The 23569-nt window shown below is 65.6% G+C and carries 22 protein-coding genes; 13 read left to right on the top strand and 9 right to left on the bottom strand.

The features are described from left to right. Positions 1 to 74 precede the first annotated feature (74 nt). Complete coding sequence (locus ACVOLL_RS04415; RefSeq protein WP_481511777.1) at positions 75 to 2012, bottom strand: transglycosylase SLT domain-containing protein; 1938 nt, start codon at positions 2010 to 2012, stop codon at positions 75 to 77. A gap of 178 nt (positions 2013 to 2190) precedes the next feature. On the opposite strand from ACVOLL_RS04415, the gene ACVOLL_RS04410 reads away from it, so the two are divergent. Both ACVOLL_RS04410 and ACVOLL_RS04405 read left to right on the top strand, forming a co-directional pair. After that, positions 2191 to 2601, top strand: coding sequence for an ExbD/TolR family protein (locus tag ACVOLL_RS04410; protein WP_481511776.1), 411 nt, complete (start codon positions 2191 to 2193; stop codon positions 2599 to 2601). A 162-nt stretch (positions 2602 to 2763) separates the two neighbouring features. Then, positions 2764 to 3639 (top strand): EamA family transporter, encoded by an 876-nt coding sequence (locus tag ACVOLL_RS04405; protein WP_481511775.1) that lies wholly within the window; start codon positions 2764 to 2766, stop codon positions 3637 to 3639. Between the two features lie 8 nt (positions 3640 to 3647). Here the strand turns inward: ACVOLL_RS04405 and ACVOLL_RS04400 are convergent, their stop codons facing one another. From ACVOLL_RS04400 to ACVOLL_RS04385, 4 genes are all read right to left on the bottom strand, one after another. Next, positions 3648 to 4385: an endonuclease/exonuclease/phosphatase family protein gene (locus ACVOLL_RS04400; RefSeq protein ID WP_481511780.1), complete on the bottom strand. Its 738-nt coding sequence runs from the start codon at positions 4383 to 4385 to the stop codon at positions 3648 to 3650. Between the two features lie 71 nt (positions 4386 to 4456). Then, complete coding sequence (locus ACVOLL_RS04395; protein WP_481511774.1) at positions 4457 to 5275, bottom strand: thiol:disulfide interchange protein DsbA/DsbL; 819 nt, start codon at positions 5273 to 5275, stop codon at positions 4457 to 4459. Positions 5276 to 5403: 128 nt separating this feature from the next. Continuing rightward, positions 5404 to 6051, bottom strand: coding sequence for a thiol:disulfide interchange protein DsbA/DsbL (locus ACVOLL_RS04390; protein ID WP_481511773.1), 648 nt, complete (start codon positions 6049 to 6051; stop codon positions 5404 to 5406). Between the two features lie 94 nt (positions 6052 to 6145). After that, positions 6146 to 6931 (bottom strand): c-type cytochrome, encoded by a 786-nt coding sequence (locus ACVOLL_RS04385; RefSeq protein WP_481511772.1) that lies wholly within the window; start codon positions 6929 to 6931, stop codon positions 6146 to 6148. A 173-nt stretch (positions 6932 to 7104) separates the two neighbouring features. On the opposite strand from ACVOLL_RS04385, the gene yihA reads away from it, so the two are divergent. Further along, positions 7105 to 7746, top strand: coding sequence for a ribosome biogenesis GTP-binding protein YihA/YsxC (yihA, locus tag ACVOLL_RS04380; protein WP_481511771.1), 642 nt, complete (start codon positions 7105 to 7107; stop codon positions 7744 to 7746). A gap of 324 nt (positions 7747 to 8070) precedes the next feature. Here the strand turns inward: yihA and ACVOLL_RS04375 are convergent, their stop codons facing one another. The 3 genes from ACVOLL_RS04375 to ACVOLL_RS04365 form a co-directional block, all read right to left on the bottom strand. Beyond that, positions 8071 to 9039, bottom strand: coding sequence for an MBL fold metallo-hydrolase (locus tag ACVOLL_RS04375; protein ID WP_481511770.1), 969 nt, complete (start codon positions 9037 to 9039; stop codon positions 8071 to 8073). 100 nt (positions 9040 to 9139) lie between these two features. Further along, positions 9140 to 9973 carry a helix-turn-helix transcriptional regulator gene (locus ACVOLL_RS04370; protein WP_481511769.1) on the bottom strand — a complete coding sequence of 278 codons (834 nt, stop codon included), beginning with the start codon at positions 9971 to 9973 and terminating at the stop codon, positions 9140 to 9142. A gap of 3 nt (positions 9974 to 9976) precedes the next feature. After that, the gene (locus tag ACVOLL_RS04365; protein ID WP_481511768.1) at positions 9977 to 10675 is read right to left on the bottom strand and encodes a VIT1/CCC1 transporter family protein; all 699 of its coding nucleotides are present in this window, start codon (positions 10673 to 10675) and stop codon (positions 9977 to 9979) included. A 203-nt stretch (positions 10676 to 10878) separates the two neighbouring features. Between ACVOLL_RS04365 and ACVOLL_RS04360 the strand changes: the two genes are divergently transcribed. The 10 genes from ACVOLL_RS04360 (at position 10879) to ACVOLL_RS04315 (ending at position 21803) form a co-directional block, all read left to right on the top strand. Further along, positions 10879 to 12243 (top strand): glutamate--cysteine ligase, encoded by a 1365-nt coding sequence (locus tag ACVOLL_RS04360; protein ID WP_481511767.1) that lies wholly within the window; start codon positions 10879 to 10881, stop codon positions 12241 to 12243. Positions 12244 to 12670: 427 nt separating this feature from the next. Then, positions 12671 to 13309, top strand: coding sequence for a glutathione S-transferase family protein (locus ACVOLL_RS04355; RefSeq protein ID WP_481511766.1), 639 nt, complete (start codon positions 12671 to 12673; stop codon positions 13307 to 13309). Continuing rightward, the gene (locus ACVOLL_RS04350) at positions 13309 to 13773 is read left to right on the top strand and encodes a DUF6265 family protein (protein WP_481511765.1); all 465 of its coding nucleotides are present in this window, start codon (positions 13309 to 13311) and stop codon (positions 13771 to 13773) included. The genes ACVOLL_RS04355 and ACVOLL_RS04350 overlap by 1 nt, the downstream gene beginning before the upstream one ends. A 46-nt stretch (positions 13774 to 13819) precedes the next feature. After that, the gene (locus ACVOLL_RS04345) at positions 13820 to 15415 is read left to right on the top strand and encodes an AAA family ATPase (RefSeq protein WP_303747440.1); all 1596 of its coding nucleotides are present in this window, start codon (positions 13820 to 13822) and stop codon (positions 15413 to 15415) included. A 1-nt stretch (position 15416) separates the two neighbouring features. Next, positions 15417 to 16409: a hypothetical protein gene (locus ACVOLL_RS04340; protein ID WP_481511764.1), complete on the top strand. Its 993-nt coding sequence runs from the start codon at positions 15417 to 15419 to the stop codon at positions 16407 to 16409. Beyond that, a complete protein-coding gene (locus ACVOLL_RS04335; protein ID WP_481511763.1) occupies positions 16406 to 18187 on the top strand; it encodes a hypothetical protein in 1782 nt (593 codons plus the stop codon). The genes ACVOLL_RS04340 and ACVOLL_RS04335 overlap by 4 nt, the downstream gene beginning before the upstream one ends. A 22-nt stretch (positions 18188 to 18209) precedes the next feature. Then, positions 18210 to 18791: a hypothetical protein gene (locus ACVOLL_RS04330; protein ID WP_481511762.1), complete on the top strand. Its 582-nt coding sequence runs from the start codon at positions 18210 to 18212 to the stop codon at positions 18789 to 18791. Then, positions 18776 to 20149: an AMP-binding protein gene (locus ACVOLL_RS04325; protein ID WP_481511761.1), complete on the top strand. Its 1374-nt coding sequence runs from the start codon at positions 18776 to 18778 to the stop codon at positions 20147 to 20149. The genes ACVOLL_RS04330 and ACVOLL_RS04325 overlap by 16 nt, the downstream gene beginning before the upstream one ends. Then, positions 20146 to 20715: a nicotinamide riboside transporter PnuC gene (pnuC, locus tag ACVOLL_RS04320; protein ID WP_481511760.1), complete on the top strand. Its 570-nt coding sequence runs from the start codon at positions 20146 to 20148 to the stop codon at positions 20713 to 20715. The genes ACVOLL_RS04325 and pnuC overlap by 4 nt, the downstream gene beginning before the upstream one ends. Next, positions 20712 to 21803 (top strand): AAA family ATPase, encoded by a 1092-nt coding sequence (locus ACVOLL_RS04315; protein WP_481511759.1) that lies wholly within the window; start codon positions 20712 to 20714, stop codon positions 21801 to 21803. Before pnuC ends, ACVOLL_RS04315 begins: the two co-directional genes overlap by 4 nt. Here ACVOLL_RS04315 and ACVOLL_RS04310 read toward each other — a convergent pair. Beyond that, positions 21797 to 23482: a tetratricopeptide repeat protein gene (locus ACVOLL_RS04310; RefSeq protein ID WP_481511758.1), complete on the bottom strand. Its 1686-nt coding sequence runs from the start codon at positions 23480 to 23482 to the stop codon at positions 21797 to 21799. The genes ACVOLL_RS04315 and ACVOLL_RS04310 overlap by 7 nt on opposite strands. Positions 23483 to 23569: the final 87 nt, after the last annotated feature.

The following is a 23569-nucleotide window of genomic DNA, read 5'->3' as shown; positions in this document are numbered from 1 at the left end:
GAGCCATGCTCGGCAGGGGTTTTACCGGTAACGCCTCTGCCGAGCATGGCTCGGCACTACAGATATCGCGGTTGCTACTGGCAGCTGAAGGCTTTGCGCGCGCCCTGGGTCTTGCCGACCATGCGGTCGCTCAGGGTCAGGGCGTTGTTGTTGAGGCGCCAGTCGTAGATCACGCTGAAGGCCAGAACACGCGCAACGTACTCGCGGGTTTCCTTGTAGCTGATGGTCTCGATCCAGAAATCCGGGTCGTAGTTCGGTCGCTGGCTTTGCCAGCGTGCGGTCGGCGTGGGGCCGGCGTTGTAGGCGGCGATGGTGACGTAGGGCAGGCCGTTGTACTTGTCCATCAGCTGACGCAGGTAGGCGGTGCCGATGGCGATGTTGGTATCCGAGTCGTACAGGCTGTCCGCACCGCCATAGCCGCTCAGGCCGATGCTTTTGGCCACGCTGGCGCCGGTGGCAGGCAATACCTGCATCAGGCCCATGGCGTTGGCCGGTGAGCGCGCATTCGGGTTGAAGATGCTTTCGGCGCGGATTTCCGCCGCAATCCAGGCCGGGTCCAATGCATTGCGGGCGGCTTCGCGGCGGATCGTGTCGTCGTGGTGCAGTGGGAAGCGCAGGTTGTACAGGCGCAACTCCTGCGGGCCTTTCAACGCAAACACCGCGCGGTCAAACCAACCGTTGTTGCTGGCTACTTCCACGGCGAGACGGCGCTGGCTGTCGTCGAAACGCGACAAGGCCTCCGCCCATTCGCGCGCGGCCCAGCTTGGGCGTTCGATCTTGAACAACTCGATGGCGCGCACGAGCGCCGGGTCACGGGCAACTACGGCTTTTGCCGCTGCGCTGTCGCCCGGATTCCATGGACACAGGTTGTAGGGCTGCTTGAGCTTGTCGGCGGCCAGGAAACCGTGGAAGGTCGGCTCGGTCGAGGCGGCGCGGTACAGCGCGGTCGCCTCGGCCGGTTTGCCGGTCTTCTCCAGCAGGCGGCCCTCGAACCAGCGCCAGCGCGAATCGTTGCGCTGGCTGGCCGGCATCTTGCGGATGGCGGTCAGTGCCGCCGGCCAGTCGCCGCGCGCCATCGCTTCGCGGGTGCGCCACTCGTGCAGGCGTTCGTCATAGGCCGATTCGGGTACGGCGGCCAGTCGCCGCGCCGAATCCGGCAGGTAAGAGGCCACCGTCCACAACGCGATCTCGTACAGCACCTGGCCTTGCTGCTGGGCGCTCAGGGCGAGCGCCTGCGCGTACTGCGGCAGCTGCAGCTCGGCGGCGCCGGGGTCGGCCTTGGCCAGCTTCTGCAGGCCGTCGACGGCGATGCGGCGGCTGCGCTCGTTCTTCGGCCAGTTCAGGGCGCGCGCGTCGGGCTTGTCGACGAAGGCTGCGTAGTCATTGGCCTGGGCAAGCTCGGTAGCTGGCAGGCCACGTGCGGCGGCGCGCATCACCGCCGCTTGCTGTGCATCGGCAGCAGCGTCGATGCGTTCCCAACGCAGCGCCGGGGTCAGGCCGCCACGGCTGGCGAGGACTGCAAACACCGGATCACAGCCATCGGGCAGCGACTTGCCGGCGCTGCGCCATACAGACTGGGCGTCGCTGGTCCATTGCGCATCGGCCTTGCCGGTGGCTTGGCGTGCATTGAGTTCAGCACATCGCAGGCCGGGATCGCTGCTGGTTTTCCAGTTGGCCAGCAGGGTCGGCCAGTCCTGGCGACGGGCGAGGGCGGGCAACCAGGCCGAACGGAAGCTCTCGGCGACGGCCTGGCCCTGGTAGCGCTTCAGAAAGTCCTGCGCCTGCGTATTCGGCAGCGTGTCGATGTTGCGACGCAAAGCGCTGAACTCCAACCAGCCATACAGCGGGTGGTTGCGCAGTGGCGCGGTCGCATTGGCATCGAACTGCCCACGTTCGGCGTTGTCGATGGCGGAGCGCATCGCGGTGCGCTGTGCGTCCAGGTTCTGGGCTTGGACGCAGGCGCTGAGCAGCGCGGCGAGGGTGGCCAGAGGCAGCAGGAGGATTTTATTCATGGCGGAAGGATAACGGCCACAGCGTCAACGGCAGAGCAGCAGCCCGACCCGCACATGAACAAGCGCGTCGCCGCCACGCAAATGGAAGCTGAACGGAAACCACGGCATTGCTGGAAACCCTTGGAAGCAGGCGTAGCTTCGATGGCGAGGCAGCCGGCCTCGCCCTGGGGGAACTGGAATGGCATTCAGTGCAGCAGGCAATAGCGGGCGTCCATTGGCCGATATCAACGTGACACCTCTCGTCGACGTGATGTTGGTGTTGTTGATCATTTTCATTGTGACCGCGCCGATGGTGTCGGTGCCGATCCCGGTGGATCTGCCACAACGAACCGACAAGATCGTGCAGCGCGTCGAGCCGCCACCGCCGATCGAGTTGCGGGTGGATGCATCCGACCAGCTCTTCTGGAACGGCGAGTTGCTGGCGATAGGCGACTTGCAGGCCCGGCTGCAGGCTCAGGCCGATCTGCATGAGGGCAACCAGCCCGAGCTGCGCATCGACGCCTCGCCGGATGCGCAGTACCAGGTGATGGCCAAGGTGTTGGCGGCGGCCAACAACACGCACATGCAGCGTATTGCCTTCATCCAGTAGCGTGCCGCGCGTGGCAGGAATCAACCAGTCGATGTACTGGTTGATTCCTGTCCAGCGGCGATGGTGGCCGCACCGCCACGCAGGTCCGGCGACATCATTGGATCTGCCGCCCATCGCCATTTCGCCCAAGCGTTTGCAGCAGCGGCCGAATACACTAGCGGGATGCAAAATTCCCGATTCGCATCGCTGTTGCCGGTGCTGGCGGTACTCGGCTCGGTGACCTCGTTGTCGATCGGCACGTCCTACGCCAAAAACCTGTTTCCCATCATTGGTGCGCAAGGCACCAGCGCGTTGCGCGTGGGCTTTTCGGCGCTGTTCCTGTTGCTGCTGTGGCGGCCATGGCGCTGGCATACCAGCCGCGCCGATGGCGCAGCGATCCTGCGCTATGGGCTGACGCTTGGGCTGATGAACCTGCTGTTCTACATGGCGTTGCGCACGATTCCGTTCGGGATTGCCGTTGCCATCGAGTTCACGGGTCCACTGGCGGTGGCGATGTTCTCCTCGCGGCGGCCGATTGATTTCGTCTGGGTCGGCTGTGCGCTGGTCGGGCTGGTGCTGCTGTTGCCGCTGGATGGTGGCCAGGCGCTGGACCCGGTCGGGGTCATGTATGCCTTGGGCGCTGCATTCTGCTGGGCGCTGTACATCATCTACGGCAAGCGCACCGGCCATCTGCATGCCGGCCACAGCGTGTCATTGGGCTTGCTGGCGGCGTCGCTGGTGGTGGTGCCGGTCGGTGTTGCGCATGCCGGCATGGCGCTGCTGGAGCCGAAGATTCTGCTGGCCGGTTTCGTGGTGGCGGTGGTGTCCAGTGCCATCCCGATGTCACTGGAAATGATGGCGCTCAAGCGCCTGCCCAAGGAAACCTTCGGCATCCTGATCAGCATGGAGCCGGCAGTGGCTGCGCTGTGGGCATTGCTGTTGCTGCACGAGCACCTGACCGGCCTGCAGTGGCTGGCGATTGGCTGCACGGTGTTGGCATCGGTGGGCAGTACCTTGACCGCGCGACGGCGGCCACCACCCGCCGCAGTGGCAGGCTGAGCCTGCGCTCAGCGCAGGCTGTCGACAGGGACTTCGACTTCCATTTCCACGGCCAGATGGTCCGAGTGCGCGGCAGGAACGGCGCGGGTGTCGAGCATCTTCAGGTTGTCGGAAATCAGGATGTGGTCGATGGCGCGGTCCGGGCCCCAGCTGGGGAAGGTCGGCACCAGGCAGCTCGGTGGCTGCAGCCGGGTCTTGTGGTACAGCACGCGCATTTCCGGGCGGTCGGCCATGCAGTTGAAGTCGCCCATCAGTACCGCGTTCGGATGGTCGGCCAACAGGTCGGAAATGAAGTCCAGCTGTGCCAGGCGTGAGCCGGTGCCCAGTGACAGATGTGCCACCGCCACGGTCAGGCCTTCCTTGCCATCGCCATAGCGCGCCAGCAGCACGCCGCGGCCGCCGATGCGGCCGGGCAGGGCGTGGTCCTGTACTTCTACCGGTTCCAGTCGGCTCAGCAGGCCATTGGCGCTGGAGGCCACGCCGCCCATGCGGCGATTGGGCTGGTGTGCCCAATAGTTGAAACCAGCGCGTTCGGCCAGGTAATGGGTCTGGTTGGTGAAGCCCGAGCGCAGGCTGCCCGGATCGGCTTCCTGCAGGCCGACGATGTCGCGGCCGCTGGCCAGTTTGGCAATCGCGTCCAGGCTGGAGCGCTTCTGCCCTGCGGGCAAGGCGTGCGACCAGCTACGGGTTACGTAGTCACTGTAGCGGCGGGTGCTGGAGCCGGCCTGGATATTGGCGGTCAGCAATCGCAATGTCTGGGTAGGGGATTTCACGACGGGTCGAACTCAAGGGCCTCGTTGCCGAGGCCCTTGATACCTCACTTGGCGTTGGCGGCGCGTTCGCGCGCGATCAGGTGGTCGGCAATGCGGAGCATGTCTTCATAGCCCTTGCCCTTGACCAGGTACTTGCCGTTGATGATCAGCGACGGGGTACCGGCGATCTTGCTGCGCTGGGCGAACTGCTTGCCACGGTTGACCTTGGCGGCGACGCCGAAGCTGCCCATGGTGTCGGCGAAGGTCTTGGGATCAACGCCGTACTTGCCGTAGAAGTTGGCGATGTCCTGGACCGAATCGCTGCCGCGCTCGCCCTTCAGGGTCTGCTCGATGTGGATGGCTGAGTACAGCGCGTCGTGGGTCTTTTCCTGCACACCCAGAGTTTCAGCGGCGTAGAAGGCGCGCGCGTAGTTGTCCCAGGTACCGCCAAAGGCGGCCGGCACGTAGACGAAGCTCACGTCCGAAGGCAGACCGGCCTTCCACGAGCTGATCAGCGGCTGGAAGCGGGCGCAGGCCGGGCAGACATAGCCGAAGATCTCAGCCACTTCGACCTTGCCGGTAGCCGGCTGGAACGGCTGGCCGCCTTCGATGGCGACATAGTCGGTGCCGGCGACCGGCTCCGGGCCGACCAGGCGGGCCTGTGCCGGGACCGGGGTAGCCGGAGCGGCGTCGGTGGCAGCCGGAGCGGCGGTAGCGCCTTCAGCGGCGGCACCTTCAGCGGCCGGGGCCGGGGTGGCAGCCGGAGCGGCTTCGGTTGCGGCCGGGGCTGCCGGAGCGGTGGTATCAGCAGTGCCGTCCTGGGCTTTGCAGGCAACCATCAGCGGCAACAGGGCGGTCAGGGCCAGGGCGAAGCGGATCTTCATCGGGAGGGGTCTCCAGCAGGGTGTGTTTGGGGCGCCGGGCAGTGAGACTGCAACCGGCGCGCAGGGACGCATTATGTGCGTATTCGGCTGAACAGGTGGCCCGGCTCAGCCGGGCTTCAGCCGAGGTTTCAGCCGCGGCTGGCGGCGCTGCGTTCGCGTGCCACCAGGGCACCGGCAATGCGCAGAGTGTCATCAAAGGTCTTGCCCTTGACCAGGTACTTGCCATTGACGATCAGCATCGGCGTGCCGGTGACCTTGACCCGCATGGCGAAGGCGCGGGCGTACTTGACCTTGTCTTCCACCTGCGGGCTGCGCAGGGCTTCGACAAAGCGCTGCGGCTGCACGCCGTACTGCGCATAGAAGGTTGCCAGTTCGTCGGGCGAGACGTTCTGCGCTGGCAGGCTGCCCTGCACATGCAGCGCCTTGAACACGTCGGCATGGCTGCGCTGGCGTACGCCGACCTGTTCGGCGGCATAGAAGGCACGTGCGTAGGAATCCCAGTAGCCGCCAAATGCTGCCGGCACCGGGGTAAAGCGCACGTCGGCTGGCTGCTTTGCAACCCAGGCTTCCAGCTGCGGCTCGAAGTGGGCGCAGTGCGGGCAGGTGTAACCAAATACCTCGACGACCTCGATCTTGCCGGCCAGCGGCGCAAACGGGCCCGGCTCGGCGATCAATTCATAGTCATCGCCTTCGACCAGCGCGGTAGGGGCGGCGGCACAGGCCGAGAGCGGGGCTATTGCCAGCAGCATCAGCAACAGTCGGGGGAACAACTTCATCGTGGTGAGTCTCCGTTGGAAAAACAGACGCCGACCTCGCGGCCGGCGTGTCTGCTTGGGGCAGTTGCCGGGTCGCCGGAGCGACCGGCGGGTATCAGGGTTGCGCGGCGGCGGTGGCTACCGCGGCATCGTTGGCTCGATCATGCAGGCCCTGGACGTAACTGGCCAGCGCCTGGATCTCCTGCCCGGTCAGCGCGTGGCTGATCTGGGCCATGATCTTGAACTGTGCGGCATCCGTCTCGCCGGTCTGACCAGATTGGTAGCGCTGCAGACGTTGCGCGACGTAGCCTGCATGTTGGCCGCCGATGTGCGGATACGCCGGGCCCGGGTTGCCGGCGCCGGTTGGGCCATGGCAGGCGATGCAGGCCGGGATGTTGCGGCTGGCGTCGCCGCCGCGGTAGAGCTTCTGGCCGACTTCGAAGAACTTCATGTCCTTGTACGGGCCTTCGCTGACCACGGCGTCATCGGCCACACCGGCACCGGACTTCTGGGTGGCGAAGAAGGCACCGATATCGCGCATGTCCTGCGGGGTAAGCCCTTCCATGAAGGGCAGCATCGCGGCGACTGCGCCTTCGGTGCGCTGGCCGCTGGCGATCAGGGCCATCTCCTTGGCGATATAGCGCTCGCTCTGACCGGCCAGGCGCGGATAGATCTCCACGGCCGAGTTGCCGTCGGCGCCGTGACAGGCCGCGCAGGTTGACGCTTTGGCCTCGCCGGCCTTGGCATCACCGGGTTTGGTCTTGCTGAAGTCGATCTCCAGCGAAGCGGTTTGTACGGGCGCATTGTCCGGCACGGGGGTAACCGAGCTCTGGGCAAAGGCGACGGCGGCGATTACGGGGACTACCAGTGCTGCAACGGCAAGAACACGAGCATGGCGCATGCTGAAGCTCCGTGTGGACCGGGCCGGGCGGGGCTTTCCGCCGGCATCGCCCGGATTATCAACGGCGTTTTGCGGCACGGTCAACGCAGCAGTGCAGCAAAATCGGCCGGCTCGGTGGTCCCGGGACAGCGGCCAGGCCGACGCGCGGCGCCGCAACATGCGATCCTATGCATATGTCATTGCTCATCGAACGCGCCCGTTACCACCTTTCCGCCCACAATTCCCGGCAATTGCCGCCGGATCTGGGGGCCGAAGTGGCATTTGCCGGTCGCTCCAACGCCGGCAAGTCCAGCGCGCTCAACGCGCTGACCCGCCAAAACTCACTGGCCCGCGTCTCCAAGACCCCCGGCCGCACCCAGCAGCTGGTGTTCTTCGAGGTAACCCCCGAGGCGCATCTGGTCGATCTGCCCGGTTACGGCTACGCCAAGGTGCCGCTGGACCTGCAGGCGCACTGGCAGGCCTTCATTGACCAGTACTTCCGCACCCGCAACGCGCTCAAGGGCCTGGTGGTGGTGATGGACATCCGTCATCCGCTGAAGGACTACGACCGGCAGATGCTGGGGTATGCAGTACAGCGCGGCCTGCCGGCGCATGCGCTGCTGACCAAGGCCGACAAGCTGGGCCGTGGCCAGCAGATGCAGACCCTGCAGAAGGTGCGCAAGGAGCTGCATTCGATTTTTGGTGACACCGTCAGCGTGCAGACCTTCTCCGGCGAATCCCGCCAGGGCGTGGACGAAGCGCGCGGCATCATCGGCGGCTGGCTGGGCTTGAACCCGCCGGCAGCCGAAGGCGCAGCGCCTGTAGGAGCGGCGTAAGTCTTGTAGGAGCGGCGTAAGCCGCGAAGCTGATGGTCCATCAGACTTGAGGGCATGGAGAACGCCGCCTTGATCAGGGTGGCGTTTTTGTTTTTGTGGGTTTTGCTTGTTACTGGATCAGAAGCCAAAGCCAAAGCCAAAGCCAAAGCTCCCCTCACCCCTACCCCTCTCCCGTAAACGGGAGAGGGGACAGCAACGTCAACAGCAATATCCAAGCCCAAAGCCCAAACCAAGCTCTCCCCTTCGCTGCGCGAAAGGGAGGGCTTCAAGCCCCTCTCCCTCCGGGAGAGGGGTTGGGGTGAGGGTAGGGGGTATCCCTCAATGTCACTTCAACGGCGAAAATTCACCCGGCACCCACGCAAACGCTTCGCCTTCGCGGCGCACATGCCCCAGACCCGGGAACGGCAGGTGTGCACCGGCCACCCACCAGCCCTTGTCGGATGCTTCCGCCATCAGCCTGCGGCGGCTGGCAATGGCAGCGCTACGGTCGCTGTCGGCTTCAAATGCGGCGTCGGGACGGGCGAACTGCACCGCATGGAAGTGCACGATGTCGCCCCACACCAGCAGCTGCTGGGCACTGTCGCCCTCAAGCAGATACGAGACATGACCCGGGGTATGGCCGTGGCTGTCCAACGCGGTGATCCCTGCCGGAAGAGGCTCGCCCGAACCGAACCGGTGCAATTTGCCGGCGGCCACATAAGGCGCCACCGCATTGCGGGCCAGGCCAAACGCGAACCGCAGCGGCTGCGGGGCGGTGGCTTCGCTGGCCGGATCGAGCCAATAGGCGGCATCGGCCTGCGACAGCCATACCATGGCTTTCGGGAAGGCCGGCTTGCCCTGCGCATCCAGCAGGCCGCACATATGGTCCGGATGGGCATGTGTCAGCAGTACATCATCAACGTCGGCGGGGTCGTAGCCGGCGGCGCGCAGGTTGCCCAGCACCTGCCCAAGTCCCGGGCCGAAGCATTGCGCAGTGCCGGTGTCGATCAGGCTCAAATGATCGCCGCGTTGCACCAGATAGGCGTTGACTGCGGTTTGCAGGCCTTTGCCATCTTCCGGGACATAGCCATGCTCCAGCAGACGGGTGACTGCACCGGGATCAATGCCGACCAGTTCCTTGCGGCCCAGTGCTACCGTGCCGTCGAACAAGGCAGTTACCTGCAGTTCGCCGATCTGCTGGTGATAGACACCGGCAACCTGCTGCTGCACGACATGCGTGCTGCGCGCCTGCGCAGCGCAACTGACAGCAAGGATCAACAAGGCGGCTAGACGGTAGTGGGGGCGGATACGCATGGGGGTTCCTGCAGATACGGCTGTGCCGCGGGAACTCAATGCTGCGCTGGAGTGCCGCTGCGTTTCGCTCACAATGCTGCGCGAAACGCTCGCATCGCGATCAGCTGTTGCCAATTGCCGCAGGCTCCAGGCCGTAGCGCGCGGCGAAGCGCTTGTTGAAGCTACCGAGCGAACGATAGCCGGCGCGCGCTGCCACGGTCTTCAGCGGCAGTCGCGTGGTGTAAAGCAGCTGCATGGCATGCGCCAGCCGCGCATCGGTCACCAGCTCGCGCACACTGAGTTGTTCGCCAGCCAAACGCCGCCGCAAGGTGGCACCACTGATGCCCAGGTGCGATTCGAAATCACGGGACTGCCAATCGCGTTCTGGCTGCGCGGCAACCAGGTCGCGGATGCGGTCGCCAAGACCGGGTTCGGGTGCGGCGAGCAGGCTGCCATGGCCACGACGGCAGAACGCCACCACCAGTGCGGCGAGGGCCAGTCGCGCCTCGGTGTACTGGCCGTTCTGCAATGCCTGCCGCCATTGCAGCAGGGCGTTGCCATGTTCGGCCAGCGGCAGGCGCGCCAGCGCGTGGCCGGCATCGGGCAGGTCGTCAGTCCACAAGGCGCGGGCGGCTGCCAGCACTTCCGGGCATAGCGGCACGATGGCACTCAGATACAGGCCACTGTGCGGATCGGGAATATTGACCACGTCGATGCGGCTGCGCCGGGTGATCAGGAACAGATCGCCAGGGCCGAATTCCAGCGACTGCTGCGCGGTGCGGGCCTGCTTGCGTCCCTGCAGCAGGATGGCGAACTGTGGCTGTGGGATGTCCACCGAGCTGGCACCGTGCTCGCGCCGTGCGGTGATGCAGGCATAGCCTTCGGCGCGTTGGCAGTCGACCAGTGAGGACAGCTGGGCCAGCAAGTTGAGCGTGGGATCGGCTTCGGTATTCATCGCTTACACCGTGATCTGGAACAGGTGGCCGATGGCGGCGGCTGCGGCCATTGCCAATGCGCCCCAGAACACTACCCGCAACGCACCGCGCATCATCGGTGCGCCGCCTGCGCGTGCTGCCAGTGCGCCGGTGATGCACAGTCCGACCAGCGTGGCGGCGGTGGTTATCTCCGCGACCCGTGCATGCGGAGCCAGCAGCGCGGTCAGCACTGGCAGGGCCGCGCCGATGATGAAAGCACTGGCCGAGGCTGCCGCCGCCTGCAGCGGCCGGGCCCGCAGTTCCTCGGTGATGCCCAGTTCGTCGCGCGCATGGGCGGCGAGGGCGTCGTGGGCGGTCAGCTGCTCGGCAACCTGCTGGGCAAGCTCGGGGCTGAGCCCGCGACGGCGATAGATGCCGGCCAGTTCCTGCAGTTCGCTATGCGGGTCTTCGTGCAGCTCGCGGCGCTCCATGCTCAGGTCCGCATGTTCGGCATCGGCCTGGGACATCACCGAGACATATTCGCCGGCCGCCATCGACATGGCGCCGGCGACGGTGCCGGCGATGCCGGTGGCCAGGATGGTCGAGGCGCTGGCACCGCCAGCGGCAACGCCAACCACCAGGCCGGCGACCGAGACGATGCCGTCGTTCGCACCCAGCACGGCGGCGCGCAGCCAGCCGACGCGGTTTGACCGGTGGGTTTCACTATGGTGGGCGCGGCTCATGCCTACAGTGTAGGACCAGTGCCCAGTCAGCCGCGGAATGACTCGCAAGTGCAGCTCCGGCGGCGGTCAAGTCTGCTTTTTTAGGACGCTGAAAACCGCTGCCGTGACACGATGGCAATGTGCGCCGATATATAGTGCGCCCTTGCGATGGCGGGGGCTGGCCCCCACCTTCCCGCCCTGACCAGAATTCTGCGAGCCTGCCCTTGTCGAGCCCGAGCCACGTCGCTGATACACCCATCACCCACCGCGACCAGCTGGTCCAGAGCATCGCGTCGGGTGAAAAACCCAAGTCGCAATGGCGGATCGGCACCGAGCACGAGAAGTTCGGCTTCCGCCTGGATGACCTGCGCCCGCCGACGTTTGAAGGCGAGCGCGGCATCAATGCGGTGCTCGATGGGCTGACCCGCTTTGGCTGGGAGCCGGTGCAGGAGAACGGCAATACCATCGCGCTGCTGCGTGACGGTGCCTCGGTGAGCCTGGAGCCTGCCGGGCAGCTGGAGCTTTCAGGCGCTGCGTTGGAAACCCTGCATGAAACCTGCGTGGAGACCGGCAGCCATCTCAACGAAGTGGCGCAGGTGGCCAGTGAGCTGCAGCTGGGTTTCCTCGGCATGGGCTTCCAGCCCAAGTGGGCACGTGCGGACATGCCGTGGATGCCCAAGGGCCGCTACCAGATCATGAAAAGCTATATGCCCAAGGTCGGCTCGCTCGGCCTGGACATGATGACCCGCACCTGCACCACCCAGGTCAACCTTGACTACGCCAGCGAAGCGGACATGGTGAAGAAGTTCCGCGTGTCCTTGGCCCTGCAGCCGATCGCCACTGCGCTGTTCGCCGATTCGCCGTTCACCGAAGGCAAGCCCAACGGCTACCTGAGCTACCGCTCGCACATCTGGACCGATACCGATCCGGACCGCACCGGCATGCTCGATTTCGTGTTCGAGGATGGCTTCGGTTACGAGCGTTACGTCGACTATCTGTTGGACGTGCCGATGTATTTCTCTTACCGCGACGGCATCTATCACGATGCCAGCGGGCAGAGCTTCCGCGATTTCCTGCAGGGCAAGCTGCCGGTGTTGCCGGGCGCGTTGCCGACCCTGCGCGACTGGTCGGACCACACCACGACGGCGTTCCCGGAAGTACGGCTGAAGAAGTATCTGGAAATGCGCGGCGCCGACAGTGGCCCGTGGAGCCGCATCTGCGCGCTGCCGGCATTCTGGGTTGGCTTGTTGTATGACGAGACCGCGTTGGATGCGGCGTGGGACCTGGTCAAGGATTTCAGCCTGGCCGAACGCAACGTGCTGCGCGATGGTGTGCCCAGGCACGCGATGAACCTGCCGTTCCGCAATGGCACGGTGCGTGATCTGGCCCGTGAAGCCTTGGCGATTTCGTACGATGGCCTGCGCCGTCGTGCCGCGCTCAATGCCGATGGTCAGGATGAAACGCGCTTCCTGGATGTGCTGCAGGAGATCGTGGATTCGGGCAAAACCGCGGCCGAGCGCAAGCTGGAGCTGTTCCATGGGCGTTGGAATGGTAGCGTGGATCCGTTGTTCGGTGAATTTGCGTACTGACTGAGTGTGATCGAGGCGCGGTGAGGGCTTAGCCTTTCGCCTTGGTTGTCGCCTTGGTTGTCGCCTTGGTTGTCGCCTTGGTTGTCGCCTTGGTTGTCGTTTTTGCCTTTGCTTTTTTGCCGTCATTCCCGCGAAGGCGGGAATCGCTCTGGCGTTGGCTTGCGCGTCAAGAAGCGAAGGACCTTGCGGAAGGCAAGGGCAGACGTCATTACCGCCAGCGCGGGAATGACGAGCCTGAGGAGCGATTACCGCCAGCGCGGGAATGACGAGCCTGAGGAGCGATTCCCGCCTGCGCGGGAATGACGAGCCTGAGGAGCGATTCCCGCCTGCGCGGGAATGACGAGCCTGAGGAGCGATTCCCGCCTTCGCGGGAATAATAGAACTGGCGTATTGCTAGACTGCAGCCTCACCCTCTGGAGTCAGGCGCATGGGCAGCACGGCAGAAGAAATCGTCTTCTATACCAACCCGATGTCGCGCGGGCGCATCGTGCGCTGGATGCTGGAGGAGTTGGGCCAGCCGTATCGCACGGAAGTGCTGGAGTACGGCCAGAGCATGAAAGGTTCGGACTTCCTCGCCATCAACCCAATGGGCAAGGTGCCGACCATCGTGCACCGAGGCGTGGTGGTGACCGAGGCTGCGGCGATCTGCGCCTATCTGGCCGATGCCTTCCCCGCTGCAGGGCTGGCGCCAGCCTTGGATGATCCACTGCGTGGCAGCTACCTGCGCTGGTTGTTCTTCGCCGCCGGACCGGTGGAAGCCGCTGTCAGCGCCAAGGCGCTGGGCCTGCTTGCGCCGCTGGAGAAGGCCGGCACCGTGGGCTATGGCAGCTTCGAGCAGACCATCGATACCCTGGAGCAGGTGGCCGCATCGGCGTCGCCGTGGCTGCTTGGCGAGCGCTTCAGTGCGGCCGATGTCTATGTCGGCAGCCAGATCGTGTGGGGACAGATGTTCAAGAGCATGCCTGCGCGCGACGCGTTTGCAGCGTATGGAGAGCGCCTGCGCGGCCGCCCGGCCTGGCAACGTGCAAGCGCGTTGGATGATGCGCTGATCCCGCCGCGCGGCTGATGCGCAGGTCCTTGCTCTGCTTGGTCCTGCTGGTCGGTGCGGCCAGTGCCGTGACCGCTGCTGCGGCAGAACTGGCGTCGCTGGACTGGCTGCTGGGCAACTGGCAGCGCACGGGCATGGCAGCCGGCACCAGCGGCGCTGAGCAATGGCATCGGCAGGCGGATGCGCTGGAAGGCGAGGGTCGCAGCTATCGGCAAGGCGAACTGCGGTTCCAGGAGCGTCTGCGCATCATCGATGAAGGCGGGCAGCTGTACTACGTCGCCGATGTTGCAGGGAACCCCGCACCGGTCAGGTTCGCACTGGTGGAGCAGGGCGCGCAGTCGGTGGTGTTCGAGAACCTCCAACATGACTTCCCGCAACGGATCGCCTATCAGCGTAATGGCCGGCAGCTGACGGCCACAGTATCCGCTGGCGAACACGTGCAGGTGTTCGAGTTCGAGCAGGCCGCGCCGCCTGCTGACTGAGTGGCGGCCAAGCTCACGGCCCCCACGTTAGAATCCGGGCTCCGTGATGAAGGGACGCCCGGTGTCGCCATTCAACCTGTTCCAGCGCCTGTCGCAGGCGCCAACCAATCCGAAGGCCGAGCCGGTGGCGCGCACCTTCGATGTGGCCGAATTGTATGAAGGACCGGTGCAGTTGGCCGGCGCCGCGGATGCCGCGCCGCTGGCGTTGGACGAGAAGTTGCGCCAGGCCTATTTCTGGATCGTCAACAACGCCATCATCAGCCCGCATTACGACATCGAGTACCACGCCGGTCCGTCGGCCAGCTTCAATGTTGGCGATACCCGCCGCCAGCTGACCTTGCCCTCGGCGCAGAGCTATTCCAGCTACGTGCTGCTGCCGCTGCTGACCTTCGCCACCCGCCGCAAATGCCTGTTCGTTGGCGGTCCCGGCCGTGGCAAGACCGCCAGCGCGATCCTGATGGGCGTGCTTGCCGGTTACCCGGTGCGCGAGGTGCGCCGCGCAATGCAGCACGGCCACCCGCAGATGACCATTGCCGACCTGCTCGGCAATCCGCTGCCGGCCGACCTGGTCGCCGCGCAGGACATGTCGCAGATCCGCATTGCCTGGCGCAGCTGGCTGGGCATGCGGGTCAAGATCATCGACGAGTACAACCGCATCCCCACCCGCACCCAGAGCGCCTTGTTGACGGTGATGGGGGACAACTACGCCGAAGTGCTCAACCAGGTCTACGAATGCCCGGAGTCGGCGTGGTACCTCACCGCCAACGACGACCGCGGTGGCGGCACCTACCAGGTGATCGAGGCCCTGCGCGACCGCATCGACGTGGTGGTGCAGGCGCTGGCCTTCAACCCGCGCTTCCTCGAAGAGATGCTGCTGCGCATCGAGCAGAACATCCGTCCGGAAGAAGTGGTGCCGCGCGAGATCATCTTCAGTGAGGAGGAAGGCGATCAGATGCTGCAGCAGATCCGTGCGGTGGAGGTACCGCAGGATGTGCGCAGGCGCATTGAGTTCTTCAGCAGCCAGTTCGAGTTGATGGAAACCGCGGGTGCGCAGTTCGAATACCTGACCAAGGACACCGTGCGCCTGGCCGGCGTCGACTGGGCCCAGGCGATTGCTGCTGATTCCGGCCGTGATCGCATGAAGGACCTGGGCTGCCAGACCCGCAATGGCTTGTCGGTACGCAACCTGATGACCTTGCTGATGTTCGCCAAGGCGTTGGCCTGGTTCCGTGGCAATGCCGCAGTCGCGCTGGACGACGTGCGCCAGGTATTGCCGTTCGTGCTCAACGACAAGCTGCAACCGGATCTGGACGCGCCGTTCTTCGCGCTGCCGGAAAACGCCGCTTACCGCAGCGACCGGCTCAGCTGGCTGCGCTGGTTGCTGGACAGCTCCAATGCCGAGTACGACCGCCTGGACCTGGACCGCAACGATCCGGTCGGCGAGCTGTCCGCGCAGTTCGCGCGCGGCCTGGATGGCGTCAGCGAGCGCGAGACGCGTGCGCGTCTCACGCGCATCGAACGGCTGGTGGAGGAACGGGTGAAGGGCCGCAAGCTCTACGGTCATCTGTACGACGACCTGCTCAAGCTCAAGTACCTGCACCAGCGCTATACCAATTACCTGCATTGGCAGCAGGCGCGCTGAGGTGCTGTCACCCGCACTGACCGGCCTGCTGGCATCGCGCCGCAGCCTGCTCAACCAGCAGGTTGCCGAAGCGCGGCAGCGCTGGCCAAATTTGGACACCGCAGCGTTCTCCATCTTCGTCGCGCAGACGCTCGACCCCTTGTGCCTGGCGCTCGCCGCAGCGGACGAAGCCGCAATGCCGGCGGCCACCGAAGCGGCCTTCGAGCTGGGCCTGGAACTGGTGGCGCAGGGGCTTGCAGGCCCGGCAGCTCGCCTGCCGTGGGTGGATGCGGCGTGGCAGCAGCTGGCAGTGCCTGCTGCAGCACTGATCGCAGCTGCACCGCTGGCGACACTGGGCGCACTCAGCAATGCGGTCGTGCGCATGCATGAGGTGCCGGGCGTGCGCATTGACGCGTGGCTGCAGCGCATGGCCGCATTGGCGCCGCGCTGCGACAGCACGGCGGCCTTGCGCAGCGTCGGTGCGCTGCGTGCGTGGCAGGCGGGCATGGCGCATCTGCGCGAGGCAGCGTTGGCGCAGGCCGATGGTCTGCCTGTCGCCTTGGCTGCAGAAGCGATGGGCGTCGACGAAATGCAGTGGCCGTCGCTACGCAGCCAACTCTGCAGCGAGCGCTGGTGGCACCCGCAGGGCGCAGCGGCGAGCGTACAGGGGCAGACGGTGGGTGGCTTCAGCGGGCTTGGCGGCCCTTTCGTCGCGCCGCCGGAGCTGCGCGCCAGCGCGGAAGGTTTCATCGCATGTAGCGGCGACCGCCATTACCTGCTGATTGCCGATGCCTTTGGTGGCGTGGTGTTGCCGGCCAGTGCAGCAGAGTTTGCTGCCGCGCGGGTCACGCCGGCCGCGCAGCTTTCGATCGACAACCAGGGCGCGCGTATTGGCACGACGGCCATCGCTTACGCCGCACCCGCTGATGGCCTTGTGGCGGTGGCTGGGCCGGCGGGTATCGCACTGTATTCGCCGTGGTCGCACCACGTGCGCCTGCTACCGGGCGTGGCATGAGCAGCACCGAGCAGGAAAGCCTGCTGGCCAACTGGCGCGCCGCTTGGCCGCTGGCGCTGGCCGACTGGAGCCGTTTCACCCGTTTGCAGGATCCGCGCCTGTGCGCCAGCAGCGTCGAGGCGGCGAAGGAGGGCCTGACCGGCAGCTTCGCGATGATCCGCCTGGCCGACCAGCGGGTGGTGATCGATCTGCCACAGGTGCAGCGCTTGGGGCTGCAGGATCACGCCCGCGAAATCCTCGCCCACGAGATCGGCCATCACGTGCTGGCACCTGCGACCGCAACGGATCACGCGCGGCTGCTGGCGCGTATCCATCGCGCATTGCCGACATTGGAAGCGCACGCGCCGATGGTCGCCAACCTCTATACCGATCTGCTGATCAACGATCGCCTGCAACGCCAATGTGGCCTGCGCATGGCCGACATCTACCGGCGTCTTGCCACCGGCGCCAGCGGCAGTTCGCCGCTGTGGCAGCTGTACATGGGCATCTACGAGCAACTGTGGCAGCAGCCCGCCGGCAGCCTCGGCGGGCCAGCGCTGGAAGCTGCAGGCCTGCGCGGCGATGCCTGGCTGGGCGCACGGGTGATCCGCACCTATGCCGGCGAGTGGATGGAAGGTGCCAGCCGTTTCAGTGCCTTGTTGTTGCCGCACTTGCTGGAGACGATCAGTGACGCGCGCGTCGACGCGCTGATGGATACCCGCCATGCCGGCCGCGGCAGTCAACCGGTGGGACTGGACCGGCTGGAAGAAGACGAACTCGCACCGGTGCTGCATCCAGCATTGGATCCGCGCATCACTGGCGAGGACGAGGCTGGCGTAGCAGACGTGGTGGCGGAGGACGCATTGCCAACCAGCGCACCGGGCTACGGGCAGACCCGCGAGCCGTTCGAGTACGGCGAGATCCTGCGTGCGGCCGGGCTGGACATGGACCCGCAGCAGTTCGCGGTGCGCTATTACCGCGAGCGCGCCCTGCCGCACCTGATCCGTTTCCCGGTCAGCCCGCAGCCGCAGGCGCAGGAGCTTGAACTGGAGGGCCTGGAGCCCTGGGAGCCGGGCGATCCATTGGATGCGGTGGATTGGCTGCAGACCTTGATGCAGTCCCCCACCGTGGTGCCGGGGGTGACCACGGTGCAGCGGGTGATGGGGCCGGCGCCGGGCAACGAGCCTGCCAACGAACCCATTGATCTGGACCTGTACGTGGACAGCTCCGGCTCCATGCCCGATCCGCAGCAGGTCACCTCATGGTTGACCTTGGCCGGGGCAGTGATCGCGCTGTCGGCATTGCGTGCGGGCGCGCGCGTGCAGGCCACCTTGTGGAGCGGCAAGCAGCAATGCCTGCACACCGATGGTTTCGTGCGCAGCGAGGACGACATCCTCAAGGTGCTGGTGGGCTATTTCGGTGGGGCAACGGCTTTTCCCATCCATCGCCTGCGCAGCACCTATGCACAGCGGCCGGCGGCTGCGCGTGCGGTGCACATCCTGCATATCTCCGACGATGGCATCACCACCATGTTCGAACCGGACGAGCGCGGCAACAGCGGCTGGGATGTCGCCGCGCAGGCGCTGCGTGCAGCCCGGGCTGGCGGCACCATGGCGCTGAATCTTTACAGCCCGCTGCCAGCAAGCATGGCCGGCGCCAAAGGCTGGACCGCAGACCTGCTGCGCGCCCGCGAGCACGGCTGGGATATCCACGTCGTGCGTGACATGACCGACCTGCTGGCCTTCGCACGTGATTTCAGCCAGCACCATTACCAGTCATCGGGTGGGGTCAGCCGATGAAGAACACCTTACGGAACCAACCATGAGCAACAGCGCCTCGCTGGACGCCCTGCTGCGTCGCCTGATCGATACGCCACCGGACTTCCTCGATCCGCCACGGCGCGGCCGCGAAGGGCAGCTGCAGGTCGCCGCTGTGGTCAATGACGTGCTGGCCCTGCACGGCGTCGCCTTGCCTGCTGCGTTGCAGGCCAGCCTGTCCGGCAACCTGGCAGCGGTCACCGCCAACCAGCTGAGCCTGTCCGCGGTGATGGCCTGGCTGCTCGCCGATGACGCGTGGCACACGCTGCGCTTCCCGCGCGAGGCGCTGCTGCCGGTATTTGCCGAAGCGGTGCCCGCGTTGGCGGCAGAAGCCGCAGTGAACCGCTATCTGCACGACCCGGACCGGCGCGAGGAACTGGTGCGTACGGCCATCGCCCGCCTTGGCTTGCTGCCTGCGGGTGAAACCGCGGCACAGGCAGCCGATCGCCTGGCCAGCGTCAGCAGTGTCGAGCGCCGTCGCCTGCTCGAAGCCAGCCGTGCCGCCGAGGCGCGCGCACGTGCCATCCGCGAGGCGCTGGCACGCAAGGCCGCCGAGGAGTCGGCGGACAAGTGGACACGCGAGTGACCGCGCGAGTGAATCAAGACCCGCACGACGGTGAGCGCTATCCCACCCTGAGCGAAGCGGGCAGGGCGATGCTGCAGCGGATGCGCGAGCATCCGGCGGCACCGCGTTACCGCAACCAGAGTGGCAATCGACTGCTCGCCGCGGAAGTGCAGGAACTGCGCGCGTACGAGCACGACATCCTCGGTGCTGGTTTCCAGTGGCAGCCGGGTTCACCGCCACCGTGGTTGCAGGGCTTTGTCGAGGATGTGGTGGCACAGGTGCCGTATTTCCGCGCGCGCGGACATGCTGCATGTTTCGAGGACATCGCCACCACCCATCGCGGTGACCTGGCTGCCGACGTCGCCCAGTTCGTTCCCGATCCGGTGCCGTTGCAGCGGATGATGAATTTCCGCACCACCGGAACCACCGGCCATCCGCTGGTGCTGCCCTCGCATCCAGTCGTGGCCGGCCGCTATCTGGCCTATCACAAGCGTGCCTTGGCACGCGCTGGCGTGGTATTGCGCAACGGCCGCGGGCAGATGGGCGTGATGCTGCTGGGCATGCAGCAACGCTGCTTCACCTATGTATCGGTGACGCCGAGCATGGACGAGTCCGGGCTGGCCAAGATCAACCTGCATCCGGATGAGTGGCGTCATCCCGGTGACCGCGCGCGCTATATCGATGCGCTGCAGCCGGAAGTGATTGCCGGTGATCCGATCTCCTTCGCCACCTTGCTGGAACTGGGGGTCAGCCACCGGCCACGCGCGCTGCTGTCGGTGTCGATGGCCTTGTCGCCGGGCCTGCGGCAGGCCTTGCAGCAGCGCTTCGACTGCCCGGTACTGGACATTTACTCGATGAACGAAGCCGGTCCGCTCGCGGTGCATGATGCCGCCGCCGGCGGCCACGTGTTGCTGCAGCCGGGCATGTATGTGGAGGTGCTGGACGATGCCGGTCGTGCCGTTGCGGATGGACAGGTCGGTGAGATCACCCTGACCGGTGGTTTCAACTTCTGCCTGCCGCTGCTGCGCTACCGCACTGGCGACCGTGGCGCGCTGGCGATGTGTGGTGATGTGCCGATGATTGTCGACCTGCAGGGCAGGCGACCGGTACGCTACCGCACCTGCAGTGGCCGCTGGATCAACAACATCGACCTGACCCACGCCTTGGCGGCGCTGCCGCTGTCGCGTTTTCGTGTGCACCAGCAGGGCGACGGCAGCGTCAACCTGCATCTACCAGCCGCCGAGGCCGGTTACGCACAGCAGGCGCAAGCGGCCCTGCAACATAGCCTGGACGACCTGCCGGTGCAGGTCGTGCTGATGCACGTGGAGGACAAAGTGCTGCAATACACCACCGATCTCAACGAAGGCCTGGGCGCATGACCGCACTGGAAATCGCTGCCAACGCCTTCGCCACCGCGTCCATCCTGTGTGCGGCGCGCAACAGCGTGCATACCTGGTGGACGGGCATCATTGGCTGCTCGCTGTTCGGCCTGCTGTTCTGGCATACCCAGCTGTATGCCGATGTGCTGCTGCAGGTGTTCTTCGTCGTCGCCAGCATGTTCGGCTGGTGGAACTGGCACGCCAGTGCCAGCCATGCGGCACTGCCGATCAAGCGCACGCCGATGCGCAGCTTCCTGCTGATGGGCGCGGGCGCCCTGCTGGCCGGCGCTGCTTACGGGCTGGTGCTGCATCGCTTCACCGACGCCTATGCGCCGTTCGCCGATTCCTCGGTGCTGTGCCTGTCGGTGCTGGCGCAGCTGTTGCTGATGCGCAGGCGCATCGAAACCTGGCCGGTGTGGGTGCTGGTCAATACCATTGCGGTGCCGCTGTACGCCTCGCGCGGGCTCACCCTGACGTCCGTGTTGTACGCGGTTTACTGGATCAATGCATGGCTGGCCTGGCGGCACTGGCGCCGGCTGTGGCGCGAACAGGGCACGGCTGCGTGAGCACGTTGCAGGTTGGCCTGGTGGTGGGCAAGTTCTGCCCGCTGCATCGCGGCCACCAGTTGCTGCTGGATCATGCACAGGCCGCTTGCGAGCGATTGGTCGTGGTCAGTTACACCAAGCCCGAGTTCCCCGGCATGGGGCCTGCTCGACGTGAGGCTTGGTTGCAAGCGCTGTACCCAGATGCGGAGCACTGGGTGCTCGATGACAGCCGGCTTGGCGCACATTGCGAACGGCTGGGGCTGGCTGTGCGATGCCTGCCGGACAACGATGCGGATGATGAGGCGCATCGCTTGTTCATGGCCTGGCTGCTCCGTGAGGTGATCCAACGCGAGGTGGATCTGGTGTTCACCAGCGAGAACTACGGCCCCGGTTTCGCCGCAGTGCTTTCGCAGCAACAGCAACTGCATGGCGGTCGCGCGGTGGCGCACGTTGAGGTCGATCCGGCACGGCGAAGCGTGCCGGTATCGGGCACTGCAGTGCGCGCGGATCTGCATGCGCAACGACAGCAGCTGGCGCCGCAGGTGTATCGCGATTTCGTCAGGCGGGTGGTGTTGCTGGGCGGTGAATCCACCGGGAAATCGACCTTGGCCCAGATACTGGCCACACGCTGCGGCAGTGTCTACGCGGCCGAATATGGTCGCGAGCTATGGGAGGCGCAGGATGGCCAGCTGCAGGAGACGGATCTGCTGCATATCGCGCAGACCCAGGTGGCGCGCGAGGAGGATCTGCTGGGAGCCGCCACCGGCTGGCTGGTCTGCGACACCTCGCCGTTGACCACCTTGTTGTACGCAGAGGCGATGTTTGGTCGCGCCGATCCGTGCTTGCTGGAATTGTCGCGGCGTCGCTATGACCTGGTGTTGCTGTGCAACCCTGATGTTCCATTCGTGCAGGACGGTACCCGCCGCGACGAGGAGTTCCGCCGCTGGCAGCATGCTTGGTATCTGCGTGAGCTTGGCAGCCGGCAGATTCCTTTCCGCCAGTTGGGCGGCGATTGGCAGCAGCGTGAGGCGGCGGCGCTGGCAGCGATGGCCGAGCTGCAGCCGGATGTGGATGCAGCCACGTCGCGGCCAGCGCTGCCGGTTCAATAGCGCGCGGCTGCCAGTGGCGCATCCGCCCATTGCCAGGCTGCTGCTTGTTGGCGTTTGGTTTCGGCCGCTGCATTGGCTTGGCCCAACATCTGTTGTGCCTGTGCCAGCCCGAACAACGACCAGCCATTGGCCGGATAGGTCTTCAGGTCCTGACGGAAGGCTTCGGCTGCGGATTTCGCATCACCTGCATCCAGCAGCGCGGCACCCAGGTAGGGGCGCACCGGCAGCGGCCAGTCGGCGGGCTCGTTGTAGGCCAGGGCATCTTCGGCGGCTGCGGCCTCGCGCAATGCAGTGATGGCAGCGTCGTGCTTGCCTTGTGCGAGTAGCAACTCGCCACGCAGGAGCGCATCGGCCACACGCAGCACGCTGTCTGCATGGTTGATGTCGAAGAAACTGACCTGCGCCATTGCCGTATCGGCAGCAATGGCATGCAGGGTTTCGGCGTCGCGTGCTGCTTCGGCCAGCGCACCCTTGCGGACATTTGCCATGCCGCGGGCGAAATGGCGGATCGCGGCAGGATAGGGAAGTTCGGCTGCAGTGCTGGGGTCGGCGAGGATGCCGTCCCAATCGCCGAAGCGGACCTGGGTAAGCAGCGGTGCCACCACGAACTGCTGCATGAAGTGCATCGGGGCCTCGCCCATGACCGCGCGGTCCGCCCGATCGGCCGTCTGCTTGGCGGCCTGCATGGACAGCGTGCGCGAGCCGGTCAGTCCTGTGGTCATCGTGGCGAAGTGCCAGTTATGCGGCACATAGCCCAATGGATACACGCCATTGCTGCCACGGCAGACCGCGAGGAAGTCCTTGTCGGCGGTGGTCGCAGCCAGATTGGTCAGGGTTGCGTCGTGGTAGCGGCCAACGCGAATGTAGATATGCGCGGGCATATGCACTAGATGACCGGATCCGGGCGCCAGTGCAGCCAAGGCGTCGGCGTAGGGCTCGGCACGCTTTGGCTCGGGAGACGATTCCATGGCGTGGATGTAGTAGTGCATCGCGCCGATATGGCGCGGGTTGCGTGCCAGCACGCGCTCCAGTTCGCCGACCAATGCCTGCGTGAACTCGGCGGGCTTGCCATCCTGCCAGTAGGCCCAGGGCGAGAGATCCATCAAGGCTTCTGCGTACATCGTGGCGGCATCATCGTCATCCGGGAACTTCGCGACCACCCCAGCCATCGCATCGGCGTAGTTGCGGTCCAGCTGCTTGCGGTCTTCCGGTGCGGGGTCGGCGTAGCGCTTCTGTAGTGCCTGGATCAGCGCTTGGTCGGCAGGTCGCGCGCCAGTGGCGAGGGTGGCGGCACGTGCTGCCAATGCAGTGGCTTGCTTGGCAGCTGCCGGGTCCATCGGCAGATTGATGTTCGGCCCAAGCACCAAGGCCTGGCCCCAGATGCACATTGCACATGTGGGGTCCAAGCGCGCGGCTTCGGCGAATGCGCGCCCGGCGGCTTCATGGTTGAAGCCATAGGCCAGGCGCAGACCCTGGTCGAAGTAGCGCTGCGCCAGCGGCACCCTGCTGCCGATGCCGCGGTGCAGGTCGCCGAAGGTGTCGAACAGCGGGAGTTCGCTGGCATCTGCTGCGGGGGCTTTCTCGACGATGGAGGTTGGCTTGTTGGAACTGTCGCAGCCCGACAGCGCTGCAGCCGCAAACAGGGACGGAAGCAGCAGGGACAAGGATCGACGGATCATTGTGGCTTCTCGGGGCGGATGTACGCGAAGATACTGCTGGGGCGGCTGAGTGGTGATACGTCGCGATGAAAACACCGTAAAAATTGC

The sequence above is a fragment of the Stenotrophomonas sp. STEN035 genome (assembly GCF_056759935.1).
Note: the sequence above shows the minus strand (reverse complement) of the source record. Positions and strands in the feature narration are given on the sequence as shown.